Genomic DNA, 13302 nt, shown 5'->3' with positions numbered 1-13302 from the left:
CGGCTCCTCATGAAATTCTCTGAAAATTGGCTGCGCAGCCACGTTCCCATCCAGGCGAGCCGCGACGAGCTTGCTGCGACGCTGACGGCGATCGGTCTGGAGGTCGAAGAGGTCACGCCATTGGGCGAGGCGCTGGGGCAGGTGGTGGTGGCGCGTATCGTCGAGGCGGTGCGTCATCCGGAAGCCGATCGTCTGCAGGTCTGCAGTGTCGACGCAGGGCAGGGCGAGTTGCTGCAGATCGTGTGTGGCGCGCCCAATGCGCGTGCCGGTCTGGTGGCACCGTTGGCGCTGGTCGGCGCGCAGATCGGCGCGCTGACCATCACCGCGGCCAAGCTGCGCGGGGTGGCGTCCAACGGCATGCTGTGCTCGGCCAAGGAGCTCGGGCTGGACAGCGATGCATCCGGCCTGTTCGAGCTGCCCGACGATGCGCCGGTGGGTCAGGCGCTGGCCGAGTATTTGGGCCTGCCCGATGCCAGCATCGAGATCAAGCTGACGCCCAATCGCGCCGACTGCTTCAGCGTGCGCGGCATCGCCTTCGATGTGGCGGCCGCATGCGCCAGCGAAGTGGTGGCTTTTGAAGCAGGTGCAGTGGCGCCGGTGTCCACGCGCACGCTGGCGGTGGAATTGCATGCCGGCAACGCTGCGCCGCGCTATTGCGGACGGGTGATCGAAGGCATCGACCCGGCCGCAAAAACACCGGTGTGGCTAGCCGAGCGGCTGCGTCGCAGCGGTGTGCGTCCGGTCTCGCTGCTGGTGGATATCACCCAGTACGTGATGCTGGAACTTGGCCAGCCGATGCATGCGTTCGATCTGGACACCCTGCAAGGCCCGATCGGCGTGCGCCATTCGCGTAGCGGCGAGCAGCTGGCATTGCTGGACGGGCGTCAGGTCACGCTGGACGACAGCTTCCTGACCATCACCGATGCCGACCGCCCGGTCGCATTGGCCGGCCTGATGGGCGGCCTGGATACCCGCGTCACCGAGACCACGCGCAACGTGTTCCTGGAGTCGGCGTACTTCGATCCGGCCGCGATCATGGGGCGTGGCCGCAAGTTCGGTCTGCATACCGATGCTGGTCATCGCTTCGAGCGTGGTGTGGATCCGGCATTGCCCCCGCAAGCGATCGAAGTGGCGACGCGGCTGGTGCTGGAACTGGCCGGTGGTACGCCGGGCCCGGTGGTGCATGCGCAATTGCCGGAGCATCTGCCGCAGCCGGCGCGCATCCTGCTGCGGCGTGCGCGGATTGCGCGCGTGCTCGGTATCCAGATTGACGATGCCGAGGTCGTGCGCATTTTGAGTGCGCTCGGCATGCAGCTCGAGGCGGTTGCCGAAGGCTGGCAGGTGATGGCACCGAGCCGTCGCTTCGATATCGCCATCGAAGAGGATCTGATCGAGGAACTGGCGCGTATCCACGGGTACGACCGCGTGCCGACCACGCTGCCGGGCGGGGCAAGCCGGATTGCGATGCCGAGCGAAACCCAGCTCGATGAGCTCAGCGTGCGGCGCCAGCTGGTGGCGCGCGAGCTGCAGGAAACCATCAATTACGCCTTCGTCGACGCCACCTTGCTGGAGCGCTGGCAGCTGACCGACGGCCTGGTGCCGTTGGCCAATCCGCTCAGCGCCGAGCTGGCGATCATGCGTCCGCGCCTGTTGCCGGGCCTGGTGGCGACGCTGGGCCGCAATGCCGCGCGCCAGGCCGGGCGCGTGCGCGTGTTCGAGCTCGGCAAGGTGTTCACGGCTGCGTCCGACGCCGGCGCTGCCCCGCAGGAGTCGCAGCATGTTGCCGCGGCCGTGTGTGGCGATGCCCTGGCGCTGCAGTGGGGCGAGCCCGCGCGCAAGGTGGACTTCCACGATCTTAAGGGCGACCTGATGGCGCTGGCTGCGGCCAGTGGCGCGGTGCTGGAATTCCAGCCCTCTGCCCAACCCTTCGGGCATCCGGGGCGCTCGGCCGACATCCATCGCGATGGCGTGTGCATCGGCTGGATCGGGCAGGTGCATCCGCGCCTGGCCAAGGCATTGGACATCGACGTGGATGTGATCGCCTTCGAGCTGCAACTGACGGCGTTGGTCAAGCGTGCGCTGCCGCGTGCCGGCGAGCTGTCGCGGTTCCCCTCGGTGCGTCGCGATCTGGCCTTCCTGGTGCCGGAAGAGGTGAGCTGGGCGGCGCTGTCGCGCAGCGTGCGCACCACCGTCGGGCCGTTGTTGCGCGAGGTGCAGCTGTTCGACCGCTACGTCGGGCAGGGGGTCGAGCCAGGTTTCAAGAGTCTGGCTATGGGCTTGATTTTGCAGGATAACTCGCGCACTCTCACCGACCGGGACGTCGATGCAGTCGTTGCCGATGTGGTGGCCGTGATCGAGCGCGAGCACCGCGCCCGGATCCGGAGTTGAGGCGGTAACCAGGGGATTGGCATGGCATTGACGAAAGCGGAGATGGCCGAACGTCTGTTCGACGAGGTCGGTCTGAACAAGCGCGAGGCAAAGGAATTTGTCGACGCGTTCTTCGATGTGCTGCGCGATGCGCTGGAGCAGGGCCGTCAGGTGAAGCTGTCCGGTTTCGGCAACTTCGATCTGCGGCGCAAGAATCAACGGCCCGGTCGCAATCCCAAGACCGGTGAGGAAATTCCGATCTCGGCGCGCACGGTGGTGACCTTCCGTCCGGGCCAGAAGCTCAAGGAGCGGGTGGAGGCTTATGCTGGATCCGGGCAGTAATCGCGAACTACCGCCAATCCCGGCCAAGCGCTACTTCACCATCGGCGAAGTCAGCGAGCTGTGCGACGTCAAGCCGCATGTGCTGCGCTACTGGGAAACCGAGTTTCCGAGCCTGGAACCGGTCAAGCGGCGCGGCAACCGGCGCTACTACCAGCGCCACGACGTGCTGATGGTGCGCCAGATCCGCGGCCTGCTGTACGAGCAGGGCTATACCATCGGCGGTGCACGCCTGCGCCTGGAGGGCGACGGCGCCAAGAGCGAGTCGGCACTGAGCAACCAGATCATCAAACAGGTGCGCATGGAGCTGGAAGAGGTTCTGCAGCTGCTGCGCCGCTAGGAAAACGCTTCACAAAGCCGCTATAATCGCAGGCCGCCCTCGTGGCGGATGCAACATCTTCGGGGTATAGCGCAGCCTGGTAGCGCACTAGTCTGGGGGACTAGTGGTCGTCGGTTCGAATCCGGCTACCCCGACCAAACACGGAGCCCATGTCCTCACGGACATGGGCTTTTTTGTTGCGCCGCAACATGCAATTCCTGGCCTGTCATGCGGGTGACACGATATGTCCATCGGCATATTGCAGAGCAGCATGAAACGACCGGCCGAGCCCGGTTGTCTGCGGTTCCGCCCGCTATGGACCTGGATCACGGAACGCTGCTAAGTATCCGAAAATGCTCCAGATCATTAGCGCTGGATTAGTAACTGGATCACGTTTTGTTAACGCCGCAACGACGAACTTGAATCAATAGTCCAACGCCGTCAAAAAAATGGCGAGCAGCGTCTTGCGATGCGTTGGTTCTATGCCATAGTGCACTGCAACACGTCACACCTGTCGTGATCCCGAGCGTCTTGGGATGAATTTCTCTGTCGTACGTTCTTGCTGGCGTGTTGGCCGGTTGAATGCTGCGCGAGGTCCTGTCCCACCCAACCGAGGCAGCCAGCCACACGCATGAAAAAACTGATCGGACGATTTTGCCAAGGCCTCAGCCTGGCGTTGATCTGCTCGATGGCACTGGGCGCATGCAGCACCGGTCCGAAGATGGCGGATTCCCTGCCGCTTCCGGATCCGCTCGCGATGTCTGCAGTGCAACCGGAGTATCGACTCGCCCCAGGCGACTTGCTGTTGTTCAAGGTGTTCCAGGTCGACGATCTGGAGCGGCAGGTCCGCATCGATCAGAACGGCCACATCTCGCTGCCGTTGATCGGCGACGTCAAGGCAGCCGGCCTGGGTGTCGGCGAGCTTGAAAAGCTGGTGGCAGAACGCTACGCCGCCGGGTATCTGCAGCAGCCGCAGGTGTCGGTGTTCGTGCAGGAATCCAATGGTCGCCGGGTCACGGTGACCGGTGCGGTCGACGAGCCCGGCATCTACCCGGTGATCGGCGCCAACCTGACCCTGCAGCAGGCCATCGCGCAGGCCAAGGGCGTCAGCACGGTGGCCAGCCGCGGCAACGTCATCGTGTTTCGCACCGTCAACGGTCAAAAGATGATCGCCAGATTCGATCTGACCCAGATCGAGAAGGGGGCCAACCCGGACCCTGAGATCTACGGCGGCGACATCGTTGTGGTGTACCGCTCGGACGCACGCGTCTGGCTGCGCACCATGCTGGAACTGACCCCCCTTGTGATGGTGTGGCGCGCTTACCGATGAGTATGAATTCAGACAATCGTTCTTCCCCGTCTCATCGTCATGGGCATCTCGAGCTGGCCGACGTGGGCTTGCTCGACTACTGGCGCGCTCTGGTGTCGCAGCGCTGGTTGATCATTCTGATCACCGTCGCGGCAGTGGCGCTGGCGTTTGGCGTCACCCTGCTGATGCCGGAAAAGTACCGCGCCACCAGCACGCTGCAGATCGAGCGCGACTCGCTCAACGTGGTGAATGTCGACAATCTGATGCCGGTGGAATCGCCGCAGGATCGCGATTTCTATCAGACCCAGTACCAGCTGCTGCAGAGCCGCTCGCTGGCCCGTGCGGTGATCCGCGAAGCCAAGCTCGATCAGGAACCGGCGTTCAAGCAGCAGGTCGACGAAGCACTGGAAAAGGCTGCTGCCAAGAATCCGGAAGCCGGCAAGTCGGTCGACTCGCGCCAGGCCATCATCGAGCGCAGCCTGACCGATACGCTGCTGGCCGGGCTGGTGGTCGAGCCGATCCTCAATTCGCGCCTGGTCTACGTCAACTACGATTCGCCGGACCCGGTACTGGCTGCCAAGATCGCCAACACCTACACCAAGGTCTTCATCGTCAGTACGCAGGAACGCCGCATCAAGGCGTCCTCGTTCGCGACCAAGTTCCTGGCCGAGCGCCTGGAGCAGTTGCGCGACAAGGTGGAGGACTCGGAGAAGAATCTGGTCTCCTATTCCACCGACGAGCAGATTGTGTCGGTGGGCGACGACAAGCCATCGCTTCCGGCGCAGAACCTCAGCGACCTCAATGCGATGCTGGCATCGGCGCAGGACACCCGCATCAAGGCCGAGGCAGCCTGGCGTCAGGTCAGCAGCGGTGACGCGATGTCGCTGCCGCAGGTGCTGAGCAACCCGCTGATCCAGAGCCTGCGCGGCGAGCAGATCCGCTTGAACACCGAATATCAGCAGAAGCTGTCGACCTTCAAGCCGGACTATCCGGAAATGCAGCGCCTGAAGGCGCAGATCGAAGAGTCGCGTCGCCAGATCAATGGCGAGGTCCTCAACATCCGCCAGTCGCTGAAGGCGACCTACGACGCGTCGGTGCATCAGGAGCAGTTGCTCAACCAGCGCATCGCCGGATTGCGTAATGATGAGCTCGATCTGCAGAGCCGCAGCATCCGCTACAACATGCTCAAGCGCGACGTCGATACCAACCGCCAGCTCTACGATGCGCTCCTGCAGCGCTACAAGGAGATCGGTGTGGCGAGCAACGTCGGCGCCAACAACGTGACCATCATCGATACCGCAGACGTGCCTACGTCTAAGACTTCGCCGAAACTCAAATTGAACCTCGCTTTGGGCTTCATCTTTGGCGTATTCCTGGGCGTGGCTGTGGCACTTGTGCGCTACTTCCTGCGTGGCACGGCAGCGCAGACGCGGTTGGACTGACATCGTCGTGTTGCACAACGATGGTTAATTGAAGTGACAACTGATTCAGCGTGGAAAAGGTTGGATCCCGTATGTTTCGGGCTCCTTCGTTTGAAAGTTTGTCTCTGTTGAAACAAAGGGCTGTCGTGCGATCTGGGGTCGGTAGGTATTACCGCGGTGATCGTTCGACGGAGATGATTGAAAGCTCGCGTGCGTTTCGTATGTTCCCCCGCATGCGCCGTACCGAGTTTGGAGGACATCCCCATGCTTTTGGCAGACTTGAGTAGCGCGACTTACACCACATCCTCGCCGCGATTGTTGTCCAAGTATTCGGCTGCAGCCGATTTGGTCCTGCGCGTCTTCGACCTCACCATGGTCGTGGTCTCCGGGCTGATCGCCTATCGCATCTTCTTCGGCTCCTGGGTGCCTGCGGCACCGTATCGGGTGGCCATTGCCACCACGCTGTTGTACTCGGTGATCTGCTTTGCGCTGTTCCCGCTGTATCGCAGCTGGCGCGGTCGCGGGCTGTTGAGCGAGCTGATGGTGCTCGGCGGTGCATTCGGCGGCGTGTTTGCGCTGTTCGCGGTGCATGCGCTGATCGTGCAGGTTGGCGAGCAGGTCTCGCGCGGCTGGATCGGTCTGTGGTTCGTCGGTGGCCTGGCATCGCTGGTGGCGGCCCGCACGGTGCTGCGCGGCTTCCTGAATCACCTGCGCACCCAGGGTGTAGATGTGCAGCGGGTGGTGGTGGTGGGTCTGCGTCACCCGGTGATGAAGATCAATCACTACCTTAGCCGCAATCCCTGGGTCGGCATGAACCTGGTCGGCTACTTCCGCACGCCGTACGACATCGCCGTGACCGAGCAGCGTCAGTCGCTGCCGTGCCTGGGCGATCCGGACGCGCTGATCGAGTACCTGAAGGACAACCAGGTCGAGCAGGTGTGGATCTCGCTGCCGCTGGGCGAACGTGACCACATCAAGCAGTTGCTGCAGCGCCTGGATCGCTATCCGATCAACGTGAAGCTGGTGCCGGACCTGTTCGACTTCGGTCTGTTGAACCAGTCCGGCGAGCAGATCGGCAACGTGCCGGTGATCAACCTGCGCCAGGGCGGTGTGGACCGCGACAACTACTTCGTGGTCGCCAAGGCGCTACAGGACAAGATCCTGGCGGTGATCGCGCTGATGGGCCTGTGGCCGCTGATGGCTGCGATTGCTGTCGGTGTGAAGATGAGTTCGCCGGGTCCGGTGTTCTTCCGCCAGCGTCGCCATGGCCTGGGTGGGCGCGAGTTCTACATGTTCAAGTTCCGCTCGATGCGTGTGCATGACGACCATGGCACCACCATCCAGCAGGCGACCAAGAACGACACCCGTATCACCCGTTTCGGTGCGTTCCTGCGCCGCAGCAGCCTGGACGAGTTGCCGCAGATCTTCAACGTGCTCGGTGGCAGCATGTCGATCGTGGGGCCGCGCCCGCACGCTGCGCAGCACAACACCCATTACGAAAAGCTGATCAATCACTACATGCAGCGCCATTACGTCAAGCCGGGCATCACCGGTTGGGCGCAGGTCAATGGATTCCGTGGCGAAACCCCGGAACTGCGCACGATGAAGAAGCGCATCCAGTACGACCTGGACTACATCCGTCGCTGGTCGCTGTGGCTGGATATCCGCATCATCGTGCTGACCGCAGTGCGTGTGCTCGGACAGAAGACCGCGTACTGATGATGGCGGGGAGTGTGCGACCTGGCGCGCCGAGCGCCGCGGGCGGCTGCATCGCAGCCGCCCCTCTCAAGCAGGCGTCTGCATGCTGATCCGAATGAGCGACGAGGCCCGCGTTCGCTGGCACAACCTGCTGATCGAGCTGACGCTGCTGGTCGGCGTCGGTTACAACCTGGTGCTGGCGCTGATCAACGCGAACGTGTTCACCGTACGTCCGGTGATCACCTACGCAGTCGAGTTCATGGTCTACGCCGCGTGTTTCCTGCTCGGCCTGGGCTCGATGAGCCGCAAGCGCATTGCATTGATCATCAGCGGCCTGGGGCTGATCGTCACCTTGATGTTCGTGCGCTTCCTGGTGAACTGGCAGATCGACCCGAAGTTCTTCCGCGACGCGCTGGTGGTGTTTGCGTTCGTGGTGCTTGGTTCGGCTTACACCGGGTCGGTGCCCAAGCTGTTCGTGCGCATGACCATCATCGTGTCGTTGGTTGCGGCCTTCGAACTGGCGATGCCCAGCGCCTATGGCGATCTGGTCAACCCGAAGAGCTTCTTCGTCAACGCGCGCGGCATGAGCGCGGAGGGGTTCTGGAACGAAGACAGCAACCTGTTCGTCAGCGCCACGCGACCGGGCGAGCGTAACTTCCTGCCGGGCTCCAATCTTCCCCGCGCCTCCTCGATGTTCATCGAGCCGGTGACGATGGGTAATTACATCTGCTTCTTTACCGCGATAGTGCTGGTGTTCTGGCGCTGGATGCGGCCCTCGATGCTGATCCTGTCGGTCGGTTTGATCGGTTTCATGGTCGTGGCCTCCGACGGCCGACTTGCGGCGGGCACCTGCGTGCTGATGGTGCTGCTGTCGCCGCTATTGAAACGCCTGGATCAACGGCTGGCGTTCCTGGTCTTTCTGCTCGTGATCATGACGGCGTGGTTGCTGGTGTGGATCACCGGGATCACGGCCTATCAGGACAACACGATGGGCCGGATCTTCTTCACCGTCAATTCGATGAACAACCTGTCCTTCAACTCGTGGATGGGCCTGGATTTTGCGCAGGCGTACCGTTACTTCGACAGCGGCATTGCCTACTTCATCGCATCGCAGTCGATCGTCGGCGTGCTCGCCTTCCTGCTGTCGTATTCGTTCCTGTTGTTGATGCCGAGCAAGGAAGGGCAGTTGTTCAAGAACCTGGCGATCTTTGCGTTCGCGCTGAGCTTGCTGGTGTCCAACGGCTACTTCTCGATCAAGACGTCGGCATTGTGGTGGTTCGTGTGCGGCTGCCTGTGGCACATGCGGCCGACCTGGTCTGCTGCCAGTGCTACGCAGCTGCCTAGACAGGATCCGGCTGACGAGGATGCGCGATTGCCACTGCCCGCGGGAGGCACGCGATGAGTGTGGCGGCAACGCAAGCACCGCAGCCGGTCACACCGGTCGTCGGCGCGTACGTTGCCATCGGCGGGCGCAGCCGCGACCCGCGCATCGATGCCACCAAGGCCCTGGCGATTCTGTTGGTGGTGTTCTGCCACGCCAAGGGCGTGCCGCATGCGATGACGTTGTTTGCCTACAGCTTTCATGTGCCGCTGTTTTTCATGGTGTCCGGCTGGCTGGCGGCGGGCTATGCGTCGCGGACCACCGGCTTGCCGCAGACCATCAGCAAGCAGGCACGCAGCCTGTTGCTGCCGTATGGGACGTTTTATCTGCTCGGCTACGCGTACTGGTTGCTGACGCGCAATATCGGCGAGAAGGCGGCGCGCTGGGGCAGCCATCCGTGGTGGGAGCCGATCGTGGCGATGTTCACCGGCATCGGCCCGGATCTGTATGTGCAGCCTCCGCTGTGGTTCCTGCCGGTGATGCTGGTGACGGTGCTGAGCTATGTAGTACTGCGGCGCTGGCTGTCGCCGGTGGTGATCGCGGTGGCGTCGTTGATCCTGGCCTGGTGCTGGATGCGCTGGTTTCCGGGCCAGCAGGTACGACTTTTTTTCGGCCTGGACGTTCTACCGGTGTCGCTATGCTTCTACGCGCTGGGCGCCTTGCTGATCCACGTCTCCGCACGTCTGCCGAGCTCCTTGCCGGTCAGCGCGCTGGTGACGGTGCTGCTGGCGTTGCCGGTGGCCTGGCTGGCCGATCGTAACGGCCGCATCGACGTCAACATGCTGGAGTTCGGCCGCAACCACGCCGGATTTGTGGTCAGCGCAGTACTCGGCTCGCTGATGGTGATCTGTGCCGCACGGTTGGTGCAGGGCTGGGCCTGGATACAGTGGATCGGCCGCAATACCTTGCTGATCCTGTGCACCCATATGCTGGTGTTCTTCGTGCTCTCCGGTGTGGCGGCGCTGGCCGGCGGATTCGCTACCTCGCGCCCGGGTCTGGGCTGGGCAGTGTTTGTGACGGTGTTTGCGCTGCTGGCGTGCGTGCCGCTGCGCTGGTTGCTGATGCGTTTTGCGCCGTGGACCCTGGGTGCCCGCCCGGTGGCGGCATGAGCGGCGCTGCGCCATGACCACCGCACCGTATTCCAACGCGGCCGGGCACGACGGCCTGGGTGCAAAGGCCGCGCCAGCACCTGCATTGACCCGCGATTGGCAGATCGATGCAGCAAAGGCGCTGGCGATCGTCCTGGTGGTGCTGGGGCATGCCAACGGCATGCCGGCCGCCTACAAGTTGTTCGCCTACAGTTTTCATGTGCCGCTGTTTTTCGTGCTGTCCGGCTGGGTCGGCGAGCGCTTCGGCCACCGCGCAATGACGGTGGCGACGATTGCGAAGTTGGCGCGCACGTTGCTGGTTCCCTATGTCGCGTTTTTCCTGGTGGCCTACGCCTGCTGGCTGCTGATGGGAGTGACCAGCCGCGCGGCGCATCCATCGCATGTGCTGCCGTGGTGGGATCCGTTTGTCGGCCTGTTCTGGGCCAACGGCACGCGCCTGTACGTGCTTCCGGCGTTGTGGTTCCTGCCTGCCTTGTTCGTCACCACGCTTGCCTACATCGCCTTGCGCACGCGCCTGACGACGGCGGCCCTGGCGGCAGCAAGCCTGTTGTTCGCCTTGGCATGGGCGGGCTGGTTTCCGTCGTTGCACCTGCGGCTACCGTTGGCGCTGGATGTATTGCCTGTCGCGCTGTTCTTCATCGCCGTGGGCGGATGGCTTTCGCGCTACGCCGATGCACTTCGCGCGCTTGGCGCCTCGGCATGGGCATTGGCACTGCCGGTGCTGGCAGCAGCGTGGTGGTGGCTGGCCGGATGGAACGGGCAAGTGGATGTGAACAATCTGCAGTTCGGGCATTCCGCTGCGGTATTCCTGCTGGTCAGCCTGCTGGGCACTGCAATGACCTTGTGCGTGGCGTATTTCGTTCGACAGTGGCGTTGGCTGCAGTGGATCGGTGGCAATACCTTGCTGATCCTGTGCACGCACACATTGGTGTTCCTGGTGCTCACCAGCGTGGTGGCACGAACGGGTGTGATCGCTCGCAGCCTGATCGGCACACCGGCCTGGGCGATGGGCCTGAGCGCGTTTGCTGTCGCTGTCAGTGTGCCGATGCGCGCGGTGCTGGTGCGCGTTGCGCCGTGGATGTTGGGATTGAAACGTAAATGACGAGCTTCCAGAATGATCAGCCGAGCATGCAGATGTGTCTGCGTCGCTGGCACAGGAGATTGGCGTAATGAAAGTGGTGCATGTCGTCCGCCAATTCCATCCTTCGATCGGAGGCATGGAGGAAGTCGTTCTCAATGTGGCCCGGCAACACCAGGCCACCAGTGCCGATACGGTGGAGGTCGTGACCCTGGATCGGGTGTTTACCGATTCGGGCGCGCAGCTTGCGGAGCAGGAGACGTATCAGGGCTTGCCGATCCGACGCATCGGTTATCGCGGCTCGTCGCGTTATCCGTTGGCGCCGTCCGTGCTGAGCGCGATCCGCTCGGCCGATCTGGTGCACCTGCACGGCATCGATTTTTTCTACGACTATCTGGCGCTGACCAGGCCGCTGCATGGCAAGCCGATGGTGGTGTCCACGCACGGCGGCTTCTTCCACACCGCGTATGCCTCGCGGATGAAGCAGCTATGGTTTCAAACGCTCACCCGCACTTCGGCATTGGCGTATGCGCGGGTGATCGCAACCAGCGAGAACGACGGCGAGCTGTTCGCCAAGGTGGTGTCGCCGGCGCGTTTGCGGGTGATCGAAAACGGCGTGGACGTGGAGAAATACGCAGCGCAGGGCGCAGCGACGCCGGGACGGACCATGATGTATTTCGGCCGCTGGTCGGTGAACAAGGGCCTGATCGAAACCCTGGAGCTGCTGCAGGCGGTACTGCAGCGCGACCCGCAGTGGCGCCTGATCATTGCCGGGCGCGAATACGATTTGAACGAGGCCGACCTGCGCAAGGCGATCGCCGAGCGGGGCTTGCAGGACAAGGTGCAGCTCAGCATGTCGCCGTCCCAGGAGCAGTTGCGCAGCCTGATGCAGCAGGCGCAGTTCTTCGTCTGCCTGTCGCGCCATGAAGGCTTCGGCATCGCTGCGGTCGAGGCGATGAGTGCCGGCCTGATTCCGATCCTCAGCGACATCCCGCCGTTCGTGCGTCTTGCCAGCGAATCGGGGCAGGGCGTGATCGTCAACCGCGACCGGATCGATGCGGCCGCAGATCAGGTACAGGCGCTTGCGCTGCAAGCGGATGCCGATTTCGATACGCGTCGTGCAGCGTCGATGGCGTACGTGAGCCGCTACGACTGGAAGCATGTGGTCGGGCGCTACGTTGACGAGTACCACACCGCGTTGGGCACCCGCCGTACCCGGGAGGCAGTGCGATGAGCGCGCCTGCATCGGCAGCGAGTGCGCGAGCGTCCGCGCAGCCGCAGGTCACCGTGCTGTTCTCCACCGAAAAGCCAAATGCCAGCACCAATCCATATCTGACCCAGCTTTATGCATCGCTGCCCGCCGCAGTGCAGCCGCGCTTCTTTTCGATGCGCGATGCGCTGTTGTCGCGCTACGACGTGCTGCATCTGCATTGGCCGGAATATCTGCTGCGCCATCCCAGTGCGGTCGGCACTTTGGCCAAGCAGATGTGTGCGGCGCTGTTGCTGCTCAAGCTGCAGCTGACCGGCACGCCGGTGGTGCGCACCTTGCACAACCTGGCACCGCACGAGGATCGCGGCTGGCGCGAGCGCGGCCTGTTGCGCTGGGTCGACCGGCTGACGCGTCGCTGGATCCGCATCAACGCGACCACGCCGCCGCGACCGCCATTCACCGACACCATCCTGCACGGCCATTATCGCGAGTGGTTTGCAAAGATGCCGCAAGGCACGCCGGTTCCTGGGCGGCTGCTGCATTTCGGCCTGATCCGCCCATACAAGGGCGTGGAAACGCTGCTGGAGGTGATGCGTCAGGTCGACGATCCGCGCCTGAAGCTGCGTATCGTCGGCAACCCGGCCACGCCGCAGATGCGCAGCCTGGTGGAAGAGGCCTGCGCGCAGGATCCGCGTGTGAGCGCCTTGCTGGCTTATGTCGAAGAACCGGTGCTGGCACGCGAAGTCAGCGAGGCCGAGCTGGTGGTGCTGCCGTACCGGCAGATGCACAACTCCGGCACCTTGTTGCTGGCGTTGTCGCTGGCGCGCCCGGTGCTGGCACCGTGGAGCGAATCCAATGCGGCGATTGCCGAAGAAGTGGGGCCGGGCTGGGTGTTTCTCTATGAAGGCGAATTCGATGCGGCGCTGCTGACCGGCATGCTGGACCAGGTGCGTGCCGCGCCGCGCGGCCCGGCACCGGATCTCTCGCAACGTGACTGGCCACGGATCGGACAGCTGCATTACCGCACCTACCTGGAAGCGCTCGGCAAGGATGGAGACGCCGCGCTGTGAC

At 63.3% G+C, this 13302-nt stretch carries 11 protein-coding genes and 1 tRNA gene; all 12 read left to right on the top strand.

What is annotated here, in order from left to right; translation table 11 throughout:
* Nucleotides 1-9 precede the first annotated feature (9 nt).
* The 12 genes from pheT to AC1PLA_RS13115 all read left to right on the top strand — a co-directional run bounded on the left by pheT (nucleotide 10) and on the right by AC1PLA_RS13115 (nucleotide 13301).
* Nucleotides 10-2388, top strand: coding sequence for a phenylalanine--tRNA ligase subunit beta (gene pheT / locus AC1PLA_RS13170; protein WP_481104710.1), 2379 nt, complete (start codon nucleotides 10-12; stop codon nucleotides 2386-2388).
* 21 nt (nucleotides 2389-2409) lie between these two features.
* A complete protein-coding gene (locus AC1PLA_RS13165; RefSeq protein WP_002811076.1) occupies nucleotides 2410-2709 on the top strand; it encodes an integration host factor subunit alpha in 300 nt (99 codons plus the stop codon).
* Entirely contained in the window at nucleotides 2690-3046 is a 357-nt protein-coding gene (locus tag AC1PLA_RS13160) for a MerR family transcriptional regulator (protein ID WP_005995911.1), read from the top strand. The genes AC1PLA_RS13165 and AC1PLA_RS13160 overlap by 20 nt, the downstream gene beginning before the upstream one ends.
* Nucleotides 3047-3106: 60 nt before the next feature.
* Nucleotides 3107-3183 (top strand) — tRNA-Pro (locus AC1PLA_RS13155).
* Nucleotides 3184-3656: 473 nt separating this feature from the next.
* Complete coding sequence (locus tag AC1PLA_RS13150) at nucleotides 3657-4355, top strand: polysaccharide biosynthesis/export family protein (protein ID WP_016903310.1); 699 nt, start codon at nucleotides 3657-3659, stop codon at nucleotides 4353-4355.
* A complete protein-coding gene (locus tag AC1PLA_RS13145) occupies nucleotides 4337-5776 on the top strand; it encodes a GumC family protein (RefSeq protein WP_026064516.1) in 1440 nt (479 codons plus the stop codon). Before AC1PLA_RS13150 ends, AC1PLA_RS13145 begins: the two co-directional genes overlap by 19 nt.
* A gap of 243 nt (nucleotides 5777-6019) precedes the next feature.
* Entirely contained in the window at nucleotides 6020-7474 is a 1455-nt protein-coding gene (locus AC1PLA_RS13140) for an undecaprenyl-phosphate glucose phosphotransferase (protein WP_481104709.1), read from the top strand.
* Nucleotides 7475-7568: 94 nt separating this feature from the next.
* Nucleotides 7569-8855, top strand: coding sequence for a polysaccharide biosynthesis protein GumE (locus AC1PLA_RS13135; protein WP_161961477.1), 1287 nt, complete (start codon nucleotides 7569-7571; stop codon nucleotides 8853-8855).
* On the top strand, nucleotides 8852-9943 hold the full coding sequence (locus tag AC1PLA_RS13130; RefSeq protein ID WP_481104708.1) for an acyltransferase family protein: 1092 nt from the start codon (nucleotides 8852-8854) through the stop codon (nucleotides 9941-9943). Before AC1PLA_RS13135 ends, AC1PLA_RS13130 begins: the two co-directional genes overlap by 4 nt.
* Nucleotides 9944-9956: 13 nt before the next feature.
* Nucleotides 9957-11045: an acyltransferase family protein gene (locus AC1PLA_RS13125; RefSeq protein ID WP_481104707.1), complete on the top strand. Its 1089-nt coding sequence runs from the start codon at nucleotides 9957-9959 to the stop codon at nucleotides 11043-11045.
* Nucleotides 11046-11112: 67 nt separating this feature from the next.
* Complete coding sequence (locus tag AC1PLA_RS13120) at nucleotides 11113-12255, top strand: glycosyltransferase family 4 protein (RefSeq protein WP_481104706.1); 1143 nt, start codon at nucleotides 11113-11115, stop codon at nucleotides 12253-12255.
* The gene (locus tag AC1PLA_RS13115; protein WP_481104705.1) at nucleotides 12252-13301 is read left to right on the top strand and encodes a glycosyltransferase; all 1050 of its coding nucleotides are present in this window, start codon (nucleotides 12252-12254) and stop codon (nucleotides 13299-13301) included. Before AC1PLA_RS13120 ends, AC1PLA_RS13115 begins: the two co-directional genes overlap by 4 nt.
* Nucleotide 13302 lies beyond the last annotated feature (1 nt).

Source organism: Xanthomonas sp. NCPPB 1826, assembly GCF_056725285.1.
Note: the sequence above shows the minus strand (reverse complement) of the source record. Positions and strands in the feature narration are given on the sequence as shown.